The 18096-nt window shown below is 74.0% G+C and carries 15 protein-coding genes; 6 read left to right on the top strand and 9 right to left on the bottom strand.

Annotation, left to right across the window (positions count from 1 at the left end):
* Positions 1–50: 50 nt before the first annotated feature.
* Positions 51–206 carry a hypothetical protein gene (locus Mco01_RS18630; RefSeq protein ID WP_157099945.1) on the bottom strand — a complete coding sequence of 52 codons (156 nt, stop codon included), beginning with the start codon at positions 204–206 and terminating at the stop codon, positions 51–53.
* A gap of 227 nt (positions 207–433) precedes the next feature.
* Between Mco01_RS18630 and Mco01_RS18625 the strand changes: the two genes are divergently transcribed.
* The 3 genes from Mco01_RS18625 (at position 434) to Mco01_RS18615 (ending at position 4649) form a co-directional block, all read left to right on the top strand.
* Positions 434–2488, top strand: a complete 2055-nt coding sequence (locus tag Mco01_RS18625) for an alpha-galactosidase (RefSeq protein ID WP_204058153.1) — start codon at positions 434–436, stop codon at positions 2486–2488.
* Positions 2489–2682: 194 nt separating this feature from the next.
* Entirely contained in the window at positions 2683–3360 is a 678-nt protein-coding gene (locus Mco01_RS18620) for a LuxR C-terminal-related transcriptional regulator (RefSeq protein WP_204058152.1), read from the top strand.
* Complete coding sequence (locus Mco01_RS18615) at positions 3357–4649, top strand: sensor histidine kinase (RefSeq protein ID WP_204058151.1); 1293 nt, start codon at positions 3357–3359, stop codon at positions 4647–4649. Before Mco01_RS18620 ends, Mco01_RS18615 begins: the two co-directional genes overlap by 4 nt.
* Here the strand turns inward: Mco01_RS18615 and Mco01_RS18610 are convergent.
* Positions 4638–5447 carry a CHAP domain-containing protein gene (locus tag Mco01_RS18610; protein ID WP_204058150.1) on the bottom strand — a complete coding sequence of 270 codons (810 nt, stop codon included), beginning with the start codon at positions 5445–5447 and terminating at the stop codon, positions 4638–4640. The genes Mco01_RS18615 and Mco01_RS18610 overlap by 12 nt on opposite strands.
* 158 nt (positions 5448–5605) lie before the next feature.
* Positions 5606–6802, bottom strand: a complete 1197-nt coding sequence (locus Mco01_RS18605) for a golvesin C-terminal-like domain-containing protein (protein ID WP_204058149.1) — start codon at positions 6800–6802, stop codon at positions 5606–5608.
* A gap of 219 nt (positions 6803–7021) precedes the next feature.
* Here Mco01_RS18605 and Mco01_RS18600 point away from each other — a divergent pair, with 219 nt between their 5' ends.
* The gene (locus Mco01_RS18600; protein WP_204058148.1) at positions 7022–8815 is read left to right on the top strand and encodes a GDSL-type esterase/lipase family protein; all 1794 of its coding nucleotides are present in this window, start codon (positions 7022–7024) and stop codon (positions 8813–8815) included.
* 75 nt (positions 8816–8890) lie between these two features.
* On the opposite strand, the gene Mco01_RS18595 is transcribed toward Mco01_RS18600, so the two are convergent.
* From Mco01_RS18595 to Mco01_RS18585, 3 genes are all read right to left on the bottom strand, one after another.
* Positions 8891–9487: a class I SAM-dependent methyltransferase gene (locus Mco01_RS18595; protein ID WP_204058147.1), complete on the bottom strand. Its 597-nt coding sequence runs from the start codon at positions 9485–9487 to the stop codon at positions 8891–8893.
* Positions 9488–9545: 58 nt separating this feature from the next.
* Positions 9546–10115, bottom strand: coding sequence for a hypothetical protein (locus tag Mco01_RS18590; protein WP_204058146.1), 570 nt, complete (start codon positions 10113–10115; stop codon positions 9546–9548).
* A gap of 156 nt (positions 10116–10271) precedes the next feature.
* Complete coding sequence (locus Mco01_RS18585; RefSeq protein ID WP_204058145.1) at positions 10272–11141, bottom strand: sigma-70 family RNA polymerase sigma factor; 870 nt, start codon at positions 11139–11141, stop codon at positions 10272–10274.
* A gap of 97 nt (positions 11142–11238) precedes the next feature.
* On the opposite strand from Mco01_RS18585, the gene Mco01_RS18580 reads away from it, so the two are divergent.
* The gene (locus tag Mco01_RS18580) at positions 11239–12000 is read left to right on the top strand and encodes an SDR family oxidoreductase (protein WP_204058144.1); all 762 of its coding nucleotides are present in this window, start codon (positions 11239–11241) and stop codon (positions 11998–12000) included.
* A gap of 35 nt (positions 12001–12035) precedes the next feature.
* On the opposite strand, the gene Mco01_RS18575 is transcribed toward Mco01_RS18580, so the two are convergent.
* From Mco01_RS18575 to Mco01_RS18565, 3 genes are all read right to left on the bottom strand, one after another.
* Entirely contained in the window at positions 12036–12815 is a 780-nt protein-coding gene (locus Mco01_RS18575; protein WP_204058143.1) for an rRNA methyltransferase, read from the bottom strand.
* A gap of 437 nt (positions 12816–13252) precedes the next feature.
* On the bottom strand, positions 13253–13747 hold the full coding sequence (locus Mco01_RS18570; protein ID WP_036333256.1) for a PaaI family thioesterase: 495 nt from the start codon (positions 13745–13747) through the stop codon (positions 13253–13255).
* Between the two features lie 176 nt (positions 13748–13923).
* Entirely contained in the window at positions 13924–16071 is a 2148-nt protein-coding gene (locus tag Mco01_RS18565; RefSeq protein WP_204058142.1) for a discoidin domain-containing protein, read from the bottom strand.
* 349 nt (positions 16072–16420) lie between these two features.
* On the opposite strand from Mco01_RS18565, the gene Mco01_RS18560 reads away from it, so the two are divergent.
* A complete protein-coding gene (locus Mco01_RS18560) occupies positions 16421–18046 on the top strand; it encodes a phosphodiester glycosidase family protein (protein ID WP_204058141.1) in 1626 nt (541 codons plus the stop codon).
* Positions 18047–18096: the final 50 nt, after the last annotated feature.

Genomic DNA, 18096 nt, shown 5'->3' with positions numbered 1-18096 from the left:
GTCCCTTCCCACCGGGTACGGCCGGGCGGGAGCCCGGCCGTACCCCCGGATCACATGTCCCAGCAGTCGCCGCTGCTCGACCCGTTGAGGGCGCTGCACACGAAGCCGGACTCGGGGCGCTGGGCGCCGGCGACGATGTCGAGCTGGTCGCCGTCCAGCTCCACGGCGGCCTCGGGCAGGTCGACGATCTGGATGTTCTTGCGCACGAAAGTGCTCCTCTCTGGATTTCTTGCCGATCACGTCGCCGTCTCGTGCGGCGACGGGGACGACGGTGCCAGCCGGCACTTGGCCCCGACTCGTACGCGACTTGGAGTCCGGTTGACCCGCTGCGCACGGGCCCCGTCCGCCGGGTCCCGCCTCGTGCGCGATCTCGCGGTGCGGGATGATTCACCCGTACGGGCAGTGATCGTGGACGCCGGCGCCGGAGGTCTGTGTGATCGTTCTTTCCGCGGAGGGCGTGGGCCTGGTCCTCGACGTCGCCGGGCCGCGCCCGCCCCGGGTCCTGCACTGGGGCGCCTGCCCGGGACCGCTCACGGACCTCCCTCCGGCGCCCGCCCAGGACCTCGTGCCGAGCCAGGGCGACGGCTGGTACGGACGTCCCGCGCTGGCGGGGCACCGCGACGGCGCCTGGCGGCCGCCCCGGTTCACCCTGGCCGAGCCCGTCGCGGTGGACGGCCGCCGCGTCGAGGCGCGCGCCACGGACCCCGGCGCGGGGCTGGACCTGCGGACCGAGATCGAGCTCACCGGACAGGGCGTGCTGCGGATGCGGCACGAGGTGGTCAACACGGCGACATCGCCGTACACCCTCGACCGGCTGGCCTGCCTGATGCCGGTGCCGGCCGAGGCGGCCGAGGTGCTCGACTTCACCGGCCGGTGGGCGCGGGAGCGCCACCCCCAGCGGGCGCCGCTCCGGCGGGGCGTGTGGTCGCGGGAGAACCGGCGCGGCCGCACCGGGTTCGACGCGGGCCCGCTCGTCGTCGGCACCCCCGGGTTCGGGTTCCGCACGGGCGAGGTCTGGGCCGTCCACGTGGCCTGGAGCGGCGACCACGTCCAGCACGTCGAACGGCTCCCCGAGGGGGACGGGGTGCTCGCCGGGGCCGAACTGCTCGCGCCCGGCGAGGTGCGGCTGGGCGAGGGTGAGTCGTACCGGACGCCGTGGGTCTACTTCGCCACCTCGGACGCCGGCCTCGACGGACTGAGCCGGCGGCTGCACGCGATGCTGCGCGCCCGCGGCGGCCATCCGGGGTCGCCGCGGCCGGTGACGATGAACACCTGGGAGGCCGTCTACTTCGACCACCGCGAGGACCGGCTGCTCGCGCTCGCCGACGCGGCCGCCGAGGTCGGCGCGGAGCGGTTCGTGGTGGACGACGGCTGGTTCCGGCACCGCCGCGACGACCGCGCGGGCCTGGGCGACTGGTACGTGGACGAGACCGTCTGGCCGGACGGGCTGCACGCACTGGTGCGGCGGGTACGCGAGCACGGCATGCAGTTCGGGCTGTGGTTCGAGCCCGAGATGGCCAACCCCGACTCCGACCTGGTCAGGGCCCACCCCGACTGGCTGCTGGCCGACCCTGGGCGGCTGCCGCGTCCCCGGCGCCACCAGCACACCCTCGACCTGGCCCGGCCGAAGGTCTACGCGTACCTCCTGGAGCGGATCGGCGCGCTCGTCGGCGAGTACGGCGTCGACTACGTCAAGTGGGACCACAACCGCGACCTGGCGGAGGCCGTCCACGACGGGATCCCGGGCACGCACGCGCAGACCGAGGCCGTCTACCGGCTTCTGGACGACCTGCGCGGCCGCTTCCCGCACCTGGAGATCGAGTCGTGCTCGTCGGGAGGCGGCCGGGCCGACCTCGGCGTCCTCGAGCGCACCGACCGGATCTGGGCCTCCGACACGATGGACCCGTTCGAGCGGCAGCGGATCCAGCGCTGGACCGGCCTGCTGATCCCGTACGAGCTGATGGGCACCCACGTCGGGTCGGAGCGGGCGCACATCACCGGCCGGGTCACCGGCCTCGGGTTCCGCGCCGCCACCGCGCTGTTCGGCCACGCCGGCATCGAGGCCGACATCACCGCGTGGACCACCGAGGAGCGCGCCGCGCTCGCCGAGTGGGTCGCCCTGCACAAGAGGCTGCGCCCGCTGCTGCACGGCGGCGAGGTGGTGCGGGTGGACCACCCGGACCCCGCCGCCTGGGTCCACGGCGTCGTCTCCCCCGACCGCGGGCACGCCGTGTTCGCCTACGTGCAGCTGGAGACCTCGGCGTCCGAGCGTCCCGCGCGGATGCGGCTGCCCGGGCTCGACCCGGACGCCGAGTACGCCGTCGCCGCCGTCCCCGGCGTCGTGTCCGGACCACCCGGCAGGTGGCCGGACTGGGCGTCCGGAGGGGTTCGGCTCGGCGGCCGGGCCCTCGCCGTCATCGGGCTCGCCGCTCCCCTCCTCTCCGACAGCCCCGGCACCGCGTTCCTCGTCGAGGCGGTCCGCCTCTGATGTGCGGGCGCGGTGTGGGGTGTTCACCCGACGCGCGGGCCGGTTGCGCTCTCGCATACTGAGCTATTCGACCGCGTGCCGGTCGAGACACTTAGTGAGGAGTGCGCCGCGCCATGAGTCTTCCGGATCACGACGCCGCGGGTGAGAATACTTCCGGCCTTCGATCTTCACAGACCGATCCGACGGAGCAGGACATGATCCGGGTAGGGGTGGTGGACGATCATCCGATCGCCCGGCGGGGCGTGGAGCATCTCCTCCACGAGACGGGTCGCGTGAAGGTCGTGGCCGCCGCCGGGTCCCTCGGCGAGCTGGCCGCCGCCATGGAGGCCGCCGAGTCTCCGGCGGACTTCGACGTCATCGTGCTCGACCTGTACCACGACGGCGGGGCGCCCTGCCTCGACGCGGTGGCGCGGCTGGCCGGGAGCTCCCGTGTGCTGGTGATGTCGGCGTCCGGGCAGCCGAAGGACGTGATGGGCGCGATCCGGGCCGGCGCCTCCGGCTACATCACCAAGCACGCCGACGACGCGATGTTCGTCGCCGCCGTCGAGACGGTCGCCGCCGGGGGTTTCGCGCTCTCGGCCCCCCTGGCGGACATCCTCCAGGCCGAGCTCGGTCCGTCCGCGGCCGCCGGGCCGGTCAAGGGGCGGCAGCCGTCCGGGGCACGCCAGGCGGAGCTGTCGGCCCGCGAGGAGGAGACGCTGAACCTGATCGCGAGCGGGTTCACCCACGCCCAGGTGGCGACCCGCATGGGGGTGAGCAAGGCGACCGTGGAGACGTACGTGGAGCGCATCCGGGCCAAGCTCCAGATCGGCAACAAGGCCCAGCTCACGCGGGCCGCCCTGGAGCGATTAGGGGGAACGGGACCGGTATGACCTCCCCGCCCCGCGCGCCGGACGGCTCCCCCGCGCCCGCCCCGGACCTCGCGCAGGGCCTCGCGCCCAGGCCGGGCTTCGTGCCGGTCTCCGGGGCTGCGCGAGCCGAGTCGGCCCTCGTCCTCGCGCTGTCCCTGTACCGCCTCTACGGTCTCAGCCAGGTCGCGGTGGCGGTGTGGCTCGACGGTTCCCACTACCCGCGTCCGGTCCCGGTGCTCGCGCTGGCGGCGGCGGTGTTCGCCGAGAGCCTCGCGGTGATCGCGGTGTGCGTGCGCCGCCGCGCCATCCCCTCCTGGCTCATCAGCGCCGACGTGGTCTTCTGCACGGCGGGGCTGTTCCTGTGCGCGGCGCTCACCGTCCGGGGGGACGGGCACACGTGGATCTACTTCATGTATCCCTTCACGGTCGTCACCTCGGTGGCCGTCGGCTTCGGGTACCGCCGCCTCGCCGCGGTGATCGCCGCGACGCTGCTCCTGTGCGCCGGGTATGTCGCCGCGGCGATAGTCCTCCATCACGACCCCTTCTGGAACGTCGTGCCGAACGCCGTCAGCTACCTCGCCAACACGACCGTGGGCTGGGCGGCGGCCCGGTACCTGCGCCGCAGCGGAACCGACCTCGACCGCAGCCGCGTCGTCGCCGTCGAACGCGCCGACGCGCTCGCCCGGGAACGGGAACGCGCCCGGCACGCCCGCATCCTGCACGACCGGGTTCTCCAGACGCTGGAGACGCTCGCGCGGGGCGAGTGGGTCTCCGACGAGGCCTTCCGCGCCCACATCGCGGGAGAGGCCGCCTGGCTGAGGGCACTGGTGGAGGGCGTCCACGACGGCGACGGCGGCGACCTGCCGGCGGGCCTGCAACGGCTGGTCAGGGACAAGGCGCGGACCGGGCTGCGGGTCGATCTCAACAGCGCCTCCGTACGCGATGTGGACGGGTGGCCGGACCTGCTGCCGCCGGACCGAGCGGCCGCGCTCGTCGAGGCGGCGAACGAGGCGCTGACCAACGTGGCCAAGCACTCCGGGGTCTCCGCCGCCACCATGCGCGTCCACCTCCGCGGCGCCGAGGTCGTGGTCACCGTGCACGACCGGGGCCGCGGCTTCTCGCCGGGTGAGGCGGTCTGGGGGATGGGCCTGCGGGAGTCCATCGGCCGCCGGATGCGCGAGGTGGGAGGGCACGCCCTCGTGGACAGCGCGCCGGGCGCCGGGACGTTCGTCGAGCTGCGGGCGCCGTTCGGCCGGGCCGGAGACCGGCCCGGCCGTGCGGCCCCGGGATCCGCGGCGTCAGAAGTGTAGGTACCGGCTCGGGGCGTTGGCGGGGATCGTCCGGATGTTCAGGCGGTGCATCGTGCCCCAGTTGTACTCGTACACCTTGATGGTGCCGTCCGAGTTGACCGCCGCGACGTAGGCCACGTGGCCCCTGTCGCCGGCCCCGTTGACCTTGTCGTCCCACTGGGCGATGTCGCCGGCGTGGGGCGAGGTGTCCACGTACGCGCCGGTCCACATGTCGGCGTTGCCGAGCCAGTCGGGCGACTTGCTGTGCGGCATGCCGTCAGAGCGGATCGCCCAGGCGGCGAACGACACGCACTCGCCCTCGTAGTAGCCGTGCCCGTCGGCCACCCATCCGTCCACGGCGGGCCAGGGGTAGTTGTTCGGGTTGAGGCTGGAGGTGGAGCCTCCGCCGGAGCCGCAGTGCCGCACGCCGGGCGACCAGCCGTCGGTCCCCTGCGCCGGGGTGGTGATGAAGTGGTCGTACACCCAGCCGGTGCCGGCTGCGGTGGAGATGTAGTCCCAGGTGTGGCTGGTCATGTTGTCGTAGGGGTCGGTGCCGCCGTTGTTGATCTGGCAGACGACGCCGACGCTGTCCCCCTCCTTCAGCCAGCGGACGACGTTGTCCACCTTGGGGGTCTTCTGCACGGCGAGGGTGCCGTCGGTCGAGAACACCTTGTAGGTGACCGGGCTCACGCAGACTCCGCTGTAGGGATCCGTGACGCACGCGGCCGACGCGGCGTGCGGCGCCAGGACGGGGACGATCGCGGCCGTCAGCACACCGGCCGTCGTCGCGAGCAGACGTGTCCACCTGGTACGGGACATGGGGCAGCCTTTCTTCGGAGGGGGACCCCGCGAGGGAGGGTCGCGGGGAGTGTGCGAGCGCCGTGCGCCACACCGGCGGCACCGGCACCGGCACCGCGGCGTGGAGCCGGGACGGGACGGCAGGGCGCCGGGGGTGGGCCCGGCCGGCGCCGGCGGCGTCAGGACGGGCAGGCCGTCTGGAGGACGAAGCGCATGGCGTCGGCCGCGACGTAGGAGCCGGCCGGGCTCTGGTCGGTGAGGGTCACGCTGAGTCGGCCGTCGGGTCCGGCCTGGTAGACGCCCACGCGCGCCCACTGATCGGTGAAGGCGTTCTGGTCGACGCGGGCCGTCGTGGTGCCGGCCGCGCCGCTGACCAGGTACGTCGCCGCTGGGGCGTTGGAGTAGCTGTCGGGTATCAGCGCGTCGACGGCGTAGCACGCGCCGGCCCGGAGCGGCGGGCTCCACGTGGCGGTCGAGTCGGCCGCGCCCGCGTGGGTGTTGGTCCACTTCATCTGGCCGATCTCGCCGTGCCCGGCGTGGGTGTACCAGCCGTGGTCACTGCCCGGGTAGGCCGCCCCGGCCAGCGAGAAGCCGCTCCCGTCGCCCGGGCCGTACACGTTGCGGGGGTAGTGGAACGCCACCGCGGGGACCGGGGCGGGCGGCTGGACGGTCTGGAACGCGCCGTCGCCGATGTGGATGAACCCGGTGGGCCAGACCACGTGGAAGGCCGGCAGGTGGAAGCTCCTGTCGTCGGTTCCCCCCGGGCCGAGGTGGACGGTCGAGTACTGGCCGTTCTCCCGGAGGTTGTACGACTCGACGAGGATGGTGCCGTCCGGGTAGACGTCGGCGACGTAGCCGACGTGGCCCAGGGCCATTCCCGTGCCCTGGTCGCTCCACCAGGCGATCGAGCCCGGGCGCGGGGTGCCGTCCACGGCGTAGCCGTAGCCCGGCGCGACCCGCCCCCAGTCCCTCGCGTCGCCCCAGTTCGACCGTCCTGTCGGGCGGGCCGTGCCCCAGACGGGGCTGCGGTTCGCGTCGGGCGGCGTGAAGCCGGAGACGGGGATCCGGTCGGGGTTGGCCCTGGTGAGGCCGCCCAGGTTCTCATACACCTTCCAGGCGGCGAACGAGTCGCACTGGCCGTAGAACTCGTTCCACGGGTCCGTGGGCCCCATCTGCTCGAACTGGCCCAAAGTGGCGTACGGGTAGTCGTCGCCGGCCAGCCGGGCGTGCCCGGTGACGGGCGTGGCCACGGCCCTCGCGGGGACGGCGCGGGCCGCGGCGGAGGACGCCGACCCCGGATAACCGGCGAGCAGCAGGAGCGTCGCGACGGCGAGCAGGATCACCCGCGTGGCGGCGGGTCCGGACGATCGCGGCATGGGCGACTCCAATCGATCACGGCGGTCACCGATGAGTTTTGGGCCGTCGATCAGCTCCCGTCATGTCAGGTGATGACGCGACATGTGGCGTGAAGCCAGGACATGTTTCGAGTGCCTTTGCCCGACATGACGCCGATCCGCGGGGCCGGGACACTCAGGGCGCCGGCCGCGTTCCCCCCGGCCCGCCAGGGCCGCACGGCCGGCAGGAAGAGGTGCTCCATGCTGCAGCTGAGGCTGGTCGCGCGCGTCGCCTGCGCGGCCGCGCTGGCCGCGGGAGGCCTGGTCGTCGCGGCCGGGACACCCGCACTGGCCTGCGTTCCCGACGACGTCACCGGCCAGTGCGTGCCTCCCACGCAGACCTACCACGTCGACGGCACGGACGGGACCCTGGCCGTCCAGCGCGACCCGAAGGTGGGCGACCCCGTCCGCTGGCTGCGCGAGGGCGACGCCGTGGCGGTGGTCTGCCAGATCAACAATGGCGGCGCCGACCCCGACGACGGTCTCGCCAGCCGCACCTGGGACCTGGTCGCAGGCGGCGGATGGGTGTACGACCACTTCGTCACCACCCCGCCCCAGGGCGCCGACGGGTTCTCTCCCGGCGTGCGGCACTGCTCCCCCACAACCGGGAGCCCGGGCGGCGGATACCACGTCCAGGGCACCGACGGCACGCTCACCGTCCAGGGCCGGCCGGCCGTCGACCACGTCGTCGGCTCCCTGCGGGAGGGCGACCCGGTGCAGGTCGTCTGTCAGGTCAACGACGGCGGCGCCGACCCGTACGACGGCCTCACCAGCAGGACGTGGGACAAGATCGGCGACAACAGGTGGGTCTACGACTGGTTCGTCTCCACGCCGCCCCAGGGCGCGGACGGATACTCGCCGGGCATCCCGCACTGCTCGCCCACCCAGACCCCGGGCCCCACGGGCTACCGGATCCAGGGCACGGACGGGAGTCTGTCGGTGCAGAGCCGGCCGGAGACCGGCCACGTCGTCGCCACCCTCCGCGAGGGTGCCGGGGTCAGCGTGATCTGCCAGGTCAACAACGGCGGAGCCGACCCGTACGACGGCCTCACCAGCAGGACGTGGGACAAGATCGGCGACAACAGGTGGGTCTACGACTGGTTCGTCTCCACGCCTCAGCAGGGCACGGACGGCTTCTCACCGGGTGTCCCGCACTGCGACTCCGCCCAGCCGCCCGCCGTCGACACCTCCGTGCCGTTCGTCGCGCTCGGCGACTCCTACGCCGCGGGCCTCGGCACCTACGACCACTCCGGCTTCCCCGGCGACAACTGCGACCGCTCGGACAAGACGTACTCCATGGTGGCCGCGAACAGCGGTCTGCCCACCTGGCTGGGCGGCGCCAAACCGGTGATCCTCGCCTGTTCGGAGGCCACGACCAGCGTCCTGACGCAGGTCTTCAAGGGCCACCCGCCGCAGATCGACCAGACGGGCGGTTCCGGCCCCCTCGGCGCGAAGACCCGGCTGGTCACCCTCACCCTCGGCGGCAACGACGTCGACTTCGCCGGCATTCTGACCCGCTGCATGGGATCGGCCACCATCAACTCCTGTTTCGGCGGCGAGCTCGACAAGGCCGACGCGTTCATCGACGACTTCGAGTGGACGCTGGTCGCCACCTACGACGCCGTGCGGGTCGCGGCCCCCAAGGCGCACGTCGTGGTGCTGACCTACCCGCAGATCTTCCCCGAGACCGCGCCGTTCTACTGCGGCGCGTCCCTCGGCGTCATCGACTCGATCAGCGACACCACGCTGAAGCGCATCCGGGGGACGTGGTCGCGTCTCAACGCCGTCATCAAGGCCGCGGCCGCCATCGCGGGGGTCTCGGTCCTGGACGTCGAGGACGCGTTCAAGGGTCACGACTTCTGCGCCGGCAGCCCCTACGCCAACGGGCTCCCGGCGTCCTGGCCGCCGAACAGGGAGTCCTACCATCCCACGGTCGCGGGCTACGCGGAGGAGGGCCGCCGGCTTGCCGACCTCGTCAGGAGCACCTGGCCGTAGGCCATCGTGCGACGCCGGGTGGTCCCCCGGGCCGCCCGGCGTCGCGGCGTCCCGGCGGGCGGACGCCGTACGGGGTCATCTGCCGGCGAGAGCCAGGTAGCGGTCGTCGCCGTCGTGGAACGCGAGCAGGGCCCAGCCCGCGGCCTCCAGCAGGGGGCGGAGGTTGGGCTCCGCGCGCACGTCGTCCGGGGTGAGCGTGCGGCCGCGCCGGGCCGCCAGGACGGCGCGGCCGACCGGGTGGAACAGCGCCAGCCTGCCCCCGGGGCGGGTCACCCGGGCGAGCTCGGCCAGCACCTCGGCCGGCTGTGGGACGTGCGAGATCAGCCCCGACGCCAGCACGCCGTCGGCCGCGCCGTCGCGGAGCGGGAGCCGTCCGACGTCGGCGATCAGCAGGGTGCCGTGGGCGCCCCGGCCGCGGTCGCGGGCCGACCAGATCATCTCCGGCGTGACGTCGACGCCCACGACGTGCCCGGACGGCCCGACGGCGGCGCGCAGCGGGAGGAAGGCGCGGCCGGTGCCGCACCCGGCGTCCAGGGCCACGCCGCCCGCCGGGAGGGCCAGGCCGGCGACGGCCGCGGCGAAGGCCGGGCCGTCGTCCGGGTACTTCTCCTCCCAGGTGGCCGCCTTGGCCGCGAAGAAGGCCCTGGTGTCGTCGAGGGATCGCTCGGTCATGCCGTGTCTCCTCGTGCGGCGGCCGGGGGGACGGGCAGGGGGAGGGGGAGGGGCGCGGTCACGGGAGTCCGACGACGAGGCGGAGGGACCCGTGGAACTCCGGCTGCCCGCGCAGGTGGCCGAACCGGGCGTCCCCGGCCCCGCTGTCGAGGTCGGCGCGCAGGCGCTCCACGGCGCGGCGCTCGACCTCGTCGTCGACGAACCCCCACGCCGACTGCGACGCCCGCACCCGCGGGTCGAGGAAGTGCTCCGGCCGGGCGTAGTAGGCCTCGACGAAGCCGTCCACACAGTCGTTCGGGACCGGGACCGTCTCCACGCGGCTCGTCGTCCCGATCCGCCCGGCGATCCAGTCGACGGCGGGGAACCGGCGGCGCTCGGCGGCGGCGTCGAGCGCGGGCACCCGGTGCGCCGGGCGCTGCGCCCGCATGACCGCGAAGGGCTCGACGGCCACGACGTACCGGTCGTCGGGCTCGTACGACCCGGCGCCCGCGCCGACGTTGATCAGGCTGCGGCCCTCCCCGATCGCCGCGTGGACCCTGGCCGCGATCCGCGGGTCGGTCCTGCGCTGGACGGCGTAGCCGTGAACGTGGGCGTCGTAGTCGACGTCACCGGCGCGGGCGGTCGTCATGCGACGCTCCCTTCCGCCGTCCCGGGCACGGCGTACGGCGCCGCGGGCAGGAGGCCGCGCCGCGCGCCGGCCGTGAGCGGCGCCGGATGGGCGGCCAGGTGAGTGGGCGTCACACGCCACACCCTAGTTCCACCCCGGGCGGGACCACGGTCCCGGTCACGCGTCGAGCACGGCGAGGTGGAGGCCGCGGAGCCGGTCCGGGTCGGCGATGATGTCGATCGCCGTGATCCGGCCGTCCGCGATCGCGAAGCCGAGGACGAGCGAGAGCCTCCCCCGCGGCGCCATCACGAGACCGACCGAGCCGTTCACCAGCGCCGGCTGGGTGAACCTGGCCCGCGCGGAGGCGAGGAACGCGCCCTTCGCGACGGACCGCGCGCCGCGGAGCACGACCGGCGCCGGGGTCGGCCCGACCGCCGCGTCGGCGTGCAGCGCCACCTCGGGGTCGAGCACGGCCACGAGGGCCTCGAAGTCGCCGCCGCGGGAGGCCGCCAGGAAGGCGTCCACGACCCGCCGCTGCCGGACGAGGTCGGCGTCGGGCACCGCCGTCTCCCCGCGGACCCGGCGGCGGGCCCGGCTCGCGAGCTGGCGCGCCGCGGCCGGAGACCGGTCGATCATCGGGCCGATCTCGTCGAACGGCACCGCGAACATGTCGTGCAGCACGAAGGCGATCCGCTCCGACGGCGTCAGCGTGTCGAGCACGACCAGCAGAGCCAGCCCCACCGAGTCGGCCAGCACGGCCTCCTGCTCCGGGTCGCCGCCCGCCGTCGGATCGGCCCGCCCGTCGAGCGGGTCCTCACGCCGGTGCGCGCGCGTGCGCAGCATGTTCAGGCACACGCGGGCCACCACCGTGGTCAGCCAGGCGCCGAGGTCGTCCACGCCGCCGGCTCCGGCACGGCTGACGCGTAACCAGGCGTCCTGCACGGCGTCGTCCGCCTCGCTCGACGAGCCCAGCATCCGGTAGGCCACCGCGCGCAGCCGCGCCCGGTGCTCCTCGAAACGCTCCGCCAGCCGATCGCCCTCGTCCACGTCGTCACATTCCTTTCCCGCGCGGTGTCCCAGCGGTAGACCCACCGAAACCGGCGGATGTGACCGGGGGCGCGGCTCCCGGTCCGAAGGAGGACATATGACATCGCTCGTTCTGGTCACCGGGGGCACGGGCACCCTCGGGCGTCTCGTTGTGCCGGCCCTGCGGGACGCCGGACACGCGGTCCGGGTGCTCAGCCGCCGGGCCCGCGAGTCCGGGGACGGCGTGGACCACGTGACCGGCGACCTTCTCACAGGCGTGGGGATCGAGCCGGCCGTGAACGGCGCGGAGGTGGTCGTCCACCTCGCCGGCGGGTCGAAGGGCGACGACGAGGCCACCCGGAACCTCGTGCGGGCGGCGTCGCGGGCCGGCGTCCGGCACCTGGTGTACATCTCGGTCATTGGCGCGGACCGGGTCCCACTGGGCTACTTCCGCGCCAAGCTGGGCGCGGAGCAGGCCGTGGCCGGCTCCGGCCTGCCGTGGACGACGCTGCGGGCCGCCCAGTTCCACGACCTGGTCCTGAAGGTGGTGCGGCAGATGGCCAGGCTGCCCGTGGTGCCGGTCCCCGGCGGCCTCCGCTTCCAGCCGGTCGACGCGCGCGACGTGGCCGACCGGCTCGTCGGCCTGACGCTCGGCGAGCCGTCCGGTCTCGTGCCCGACCTCGCCGGGCCCCGGGTGTACGGCCTGGGCGACCTGGTGCGCGGCTACCTCGCGGCCGTCGGCCGCCGGCGTCCCACGCTGCCGGTGCGGATGCCGGGGAAGGCCGGCCGCGTCTACCGGGCCGGGGGGAACCTGTCCCTCGAAGGCGCCGATCTGGGCGGGCGGACCTGGGAGGAGTTCCTGGCCGAGCGCCTGCGCTGACCGCTCCCCCGGCCGGGGTGTCGCGGCGCGGCCGCTCACGGCGCGACTCGGCGGCCGTCCTCGTCCCGGGGGCCCCCGGCCGCCGTCTGGAGCAGGGTGACGGTCCTCGTGCCGACCTTGAAGGATCCGCGCGGAACCAGGCCGTGGGCGCCGTCGGCGCGCGGCGGCCGGCGGCCCCTGACCGCCACCGCTATCACGGCGCCCTCGGGCAGCACCGCGCCCAGCGTGCGGAGCATGCCCGCGGCGCCGCTCCCGCCGTCCGGTCCGAGCCAGGACGTCTGCTCGCCGTACGGCACGTCGGTGACGACCAAACCGGGACGGCGTCCGCCGAGGACCTCCCGCAGCCCGCCGGCGTCGAACACGTCGGCGCGGCGCGCCTCGGCGGGCAGGTCGCCCCCGCCGTCCGCCAGCGTCCGCGCGAGCCGCCGGGCGGACCGCGCCGCCGCGGCGTGGGACGGCCTCCCCCAGCGCTCGGCCCGCGCGCCGAGGTCGGCGGCCCGGGCCTCCAGGCCGTCCCGTCCGAGCAGGCCCAGGTTCCGCTCCGCGAGCCGTACGGCCTCGGGGTCGGCGTCGGAGCCCAGCAGGGACGAGATCGACCGGCGGTGCAGGAAGCCGATCACGGTCAGCAGGTAGCCGCTGCCGCAGCAGGGGTCCCAGACCATGCACGGCCCGCCGCCGCGCACGTGCAGGGCACGCTGGAACATCTCGCTGGCCAGCCGGACCGGGAAGGCGGGGAAGCCCGGCGCCGAATGCAGGACGGCCCCGCCCGCCAGGTCCTCGTAGTCGTCCCGTTCGGTGGCGTGACGGTAGGTCATGACAGGCGGCCGGCTCTCCGTCCCGTGGGCACGGGGCCGGCGCGGGACACGCCCTCCCCGCCCGGCCCGTCGATGTCGGCGATCCGCATGCGGGCACGCTACCAGCGCCGTCGCCGGGCTCCCCTGGGCTCCCCGGGGCTCCCCGGGTCTCCCCGGCGCGATGCACGACCCGGCACACGAGGAACGCCCCCCGTCCAAGGGGAGGCCGGGGGGCGTTGCGCCGTGCTCCGGGTCACACGGCGTGCCGTCCGGCCGGCCCTACCCTGTGGAGGGACGGGTGGGAACGGCCGAGGCAAGGGCACCGTATCCGCCGCCCGGCCGGTGGCGAAGAGTATCGAGAAAGAACCAGTCCGTTATCTGACTGGCTGCCCGACTTATGTCAAGGGGATGGTTCTCATGTATCCGCAGCTCAGACGGTGAGGAGCGGACGCGGGGGTTCACTGCGCGATCGGGAAGACGGCGCACGTCGTCGTGCCGTGTGCGTACAGCTTGCCGTCGGCCACGCCGGTCAGACGGGCCTCGGCGGTCGCCACGGTCCTGCCGACGTGCATGGCCGTGGCCTCGCACCGCAGCGTCCCGGTGTGGGAGAAGGCCGGGCGGACCATGTGCACGCCCAGCTGGGTCGTCGTGTAGGCGCGTCCGGCGGGGAGGCGGGTCATGACCGCGCAGCCGAGCGCCGAGTCGAGCAGGGTGGCGAAGTAGCCGCCGTGGATCGAGCCCATGGGGTTGTACTGGTGCTCGCCGGTCTCCCCCTCGAAGACGGCGACCCCCGGCTCGACGTGGACGAGAGTGAAGCCCAGCGTGCCCGCGATCGGCGGCGGGGGGATCTTCCCGTCCAGCAGGGCCTGGAGGAAGTCCAGCCCGCTCATCTCCGGGCTGGGGAGGGTCTGGGGGGCCCAGCTGTGGGTACGGGAGCTCACGGTCGTCGTCATGAGTCCAACTTTGGAACTCAGATGCCCCCGGGCGCAAATCGGGCCACCGGTCACGCCCGTCTCCGCCCGGCGTCAGACGGTTTCGATCACCTCGTTGCGCATGACCGGACCCCGACGCGCCGATCTCGCGCGAGCCGCACGGGCTCCCCGCGAGATCGGCGGTCACAGGGACGTCGTTACTGGTAGACCCGCACGTAGTCGATCGCCATGTCCTGCGGGAAGACGCTCGTGCCGTCGGGCGCGCCGGGCCAGTCGCCGCCGACCGCGTTGTTCAGGATGATGTAGAAGGGATGGTCGTAGACCCAGGGACCCCGGGTCGCCTCCACCTCGGCCTTGTTCACGGTGAAGAACGCGTTGCCGTCCACGTAGAACGTCATGTGCGACTGGTCCCAGTCCACGGCGTACGTGTGGAACCCGTCCTTGAAGTCCCCGCCGATCGTGTACGGCGACCCGATGCCGCCGCCGCCGTTGTAGGCGGGGGCGTGGATGGTCGAGTACACGGCGTTGGGCACCTTGCCGACGTGCTCCATGATGTCGATCTCCCCGCAGTAGGGCCAGTTGGCGGTCGGGAAGTTGGAGCCGAGCAGCCAGAACGCCGGCCACAGGCCCTGGGTGCCGGAGACCTTGATACGCGCCTCGGCGTGGCCGTACGTGAAGCTGAAGCTCCGCGCGGTGTTGATCCGCCCCGAGGTGTACTGGCAAGGGCCGCCGGGGCAGGCGGAGCCGGGAGTGGTCTCCCTGCGCGCCTGGATCACGAGGTTGCCGTTGCCGTCCATCTTGGCGTTCTGGTTCGCCGTGTAGTACTCCAGCTCGTTGTTGACGCCGGGGCCGGTGTCGGCGAACCACTTGCCCGCGTCCGGTGTGGTGCCGGCCGCGCCGTTGAACTCGTCGCTGAAGACGAGCTTGGTGGCGGGGAACGCCGGGTTCTTCGGCAGTGCCGGCGGCGCGGTCGGGTTGCCGCCCGTGCCGTAGACCTGGAACTCCCACATCGAGTAGCCGTAACCGTTCGAGCGGGCGGTGCCGTACATGCGGATGTAGCGGCCGCTGCCGTTGAGGCCGGTGATGGTCTCCTTGAAGCCCTTGCCGGTGGTCGTGGAGTAGATCGACGTCCAGTTCGTCCCGTCGTTCGAGGTCTGCAGCTGGTAGGCCGTGGCGTAGGCCGGGTCCCACTGCAGGATCACCGTGTGGATGGCGGCCGGGGCGCCGAGGTCGACCGAGATCCAGCCCGGGTCGACCCAGCCGGTGGTGGCGCTGGTGGCCCAGCGGGTGGCGGGGTCGTTGTCCAGGGCCTTCGCCGGGCCGCACCCGCGGCAGTTCGCGTCGTCCTGGTACGACGAGGCCGTGGCCGGCTTCTGGTAGGACAGCTCCACGTCACCGCCGGGAGACGGGGACGGGGAAGGCGACGGAGACGGGGACGGCGAGGGCGAGGTCGTCACCCCACCGGTGTGGACGGCGAACTCCCACAGCGAGTACCCCCACTGGGTGCCGCGGGCCGTGCCGTACAGGCGCACGTAGCGGCCGGTGCCCGAGACGGTCAGGTTCTGGACGCCGCCTGCCCCGGTCGTGGTGGAGTAGACGTCGGTCCAGCTCGTGCCGTTGCCGGACACCTGGATCTGGAAGGACCTGCCGTACGCGGTCTCCCAGGTGAGGGTCACCCCGCAGACGGTCGTGGACGAGCCGAGGTCGACCTGGAGCCACTGGGGGTCGCTCGCGGCGCTCGACCAGCGGGTGCCGGCGTTTCCGTCGACGGCCGCAGAGGCCGGGGTCCCGGCGTTCTCGGTGGAGGAGGCGGTCGCGGGGCGGCCCTGCGCGGCGTCGGCCGTTCCGCAGCCCGAGGTGCCGGTGAAGCTGCCGTAGACCTGGAACTCCCACAAGGAGTAGCCGTACGCGGTCGCGCGGGCCGTGCCGTAGAGGCGGACGTACCGCCCGGTGCCGGACACCGCCAGGGTCTGGACGCCGCCGGCGCCGGTGGTCGTGGAGTAGACGTCCGTCCAGTTCGCCGCGTCGGCCGAGACCTGGATTTTGAACGCCTTCCCGTACGCGGCCTCCCAGTTGAGCACGACGCCGCTGACGGTCGCGGGCGCGCCCAGGTCGACCTGCAGCCACTGGGGATCGCCGAACGCGCTGGACCAGCGGGTGCCGGCGTCGCCGTCGACCGCCGCCGACGCCGGGCTGCCCGCGTTCTCGGTGGACGACGCGGTCGCCGTCTTCCCCTGCGACAGCAGGGTGTCGGCCGCGACGGCCGGGCCGACCGTCAACGCGGTCGCGATCAGGGCCAGCGACGCCACTATGGCCGCCAACCGGCCCGAACGGGGTGGGTGCACTGCTTCTCCTCGGAATGGGGGGTGCTTCGCACGCCCGGTCCGGCTGACCGGGGCACGAAAGGAGGGGGCAGGGCGCGCTCTACCGGATCACAGTGCATCCGGGCTCGAACTAGTGTCAAGGCTTAATTTAATACTTCTAAGAAGACGTGTCAGAGGGTCCGCCGTAGAGGCGGCGGGCAGCGAAACCGCGGCCGGCGTCGCCTCCGCCGGGCTGGACGGCACCGGGTGTTCACACGACCGACCGCGGACGCCCTCCTGCCCACGTCCTGGAGTTCGCCTCGGCGCGCTGGACTTCCAGACCGTTCGCAACGGCGCCTCCGGGCGCCTCCCCGAGTTGTAAGGAACCGGCATGAACGACGCCCCAGGCAGCGGTCGCGGCACCCGTACGCGGCCGGCGCTCCACCTGGCCACCGCGCTGGCCGTCACCCTGGCCCTCGCGGCGCCGGTGGCGGTCCCCGGCGTGGCCGCGGCGGACGCGCCGGTCGCCGCCCCCGCGACCACCGCGCAGTGGACGACGGCAACCGTCGCGCCGGGGGTGGAGGTGCGTACCGGCACGATCACCAACCCCGCGGCCGCACCCCGCTGGACCGTGACCGTGCAGGCCCCGGTGACGGCGCGGTTCACCGGCGCCCAGGCCTGGGCCGCGGTGGGACCGGAGTCCTGGGCTTCGGACACCGCGGCGCGACTGCGGGCGGCGGGCTTCGAGCCGGACGTGCGGCGGATCCCGTGGCCGGGCTACAGCGACACGCCCTCCGGCCTCATGGGCGTGCGGGTGCGGGTCGGCTCCTACGACACCCAGGACGCGGCGAAGACGACGGCGTCCAAGGTCACGGCGGCGGGCTTCCACACGGCCGTGGAGTGGACCGGCTACGACGCCGACCAGCCGGCCGACGTGGAGAACATCCACGTCGCCGTCGTCGACCCCCACGTCTTCCGCGGCTCGGTCGAGGCCACGCACGACGGGAACGTCACCCAGCGGGAGACGACGTCGTCGGTCGCGGCCCGGCTGGGCTCCCTGGTCGGCGTGAACGGCGGCTTCTTCGTCACCTCCGACGCCGACGGCGTCCAGGGCATCCCGGCCGGCCTCAGCGTCCACCGCGGCGCGCTCGCGTCGATGGCCGTGGGGGCGCGCGCGGCGCTGATCCTCGCGGACGGCGGACGCCGCCCCCGCGTCGCCGACCTGACCACGACCGTCACCGCGCGCGCCGGCCGCTCGGCCCGCGCCGTCCGCGGCGTCAACCGCACGCCGGGACTCGTTCGGGACTGCGGCCAGCCCGGCGGCACCCCCACCGAGGAGCCGCGCCAGGACGTGACCTGCGCCGAGACCGACGACCTGGTGGCGTTCACCCCCGAGTACGTCCACGCCCTGCCCACGGGCGCCGGCGTCCAGGTCGTGCTGGACGGCCGGGACCGCGTGGTGTCGGTCGGCGACCGGGGCGGCTCGGTCGCGCCCGGCCAGACCGTCCTCCAGGGCGTCGGCCCGGCCGCCGACTGGCTGGCCGCCCACGCCTCGACCGGCGGGAGGGTCGCGCTCACCGAGGTCGTGCGGGACGCCGACGGCCGCAGGGTCAGGTTCGGCGCGGACGACAGCGTTGTCAGCGCCGCCCCCACGCTCGTGCGGGACGGCCGGATCGACATCGACGCGGCCGCCGAGGGCACGGTCGACCCGGCCGACCTGTCCTTCGGGTACGCATGGGCGAACAACCGCCAGCCCCGGACCATGGCCGGTGTCGACGAGCGGGGCCGCCTGCTGCTGGTCACCGTGGACGGCCGCCTCAGCGGCGGCAGCGAGGGCTTCACCATCGCCGAGGGCGCGGCGTTCATGCGGTCCCTCGGAGCCGTCCAGGCGCTGAACCTCGACGGCGGCGGTTCGACCGCCATGGCGGTGAACGGCGCCCTGGTCAACCACACCTCCGACGCGACCGGTGAGCGCCCGGTCGGCGACACCGTCCAGGTGCTGCCGCGGGCGCACTGACCCCCACACCGCCGGCGCCGCGCCGTCCTGTCCGGGCTTCCGGACGGGAC

Source organism: Microbispora corallina, assembly GCF_016863035.1.
Classification (GTDB): domain Bacteria; phylum Actinomycetota; class Actinomycetes; order Streptosporangiales; family Streptosporangiaceae; genus Microbispora; species Microbispora corallina.
The sequence above is the reverse complement of the archived record's forward strand: the minus strand, read 5'-3'. Positions and strand labels throughout refer to the sequence as shown.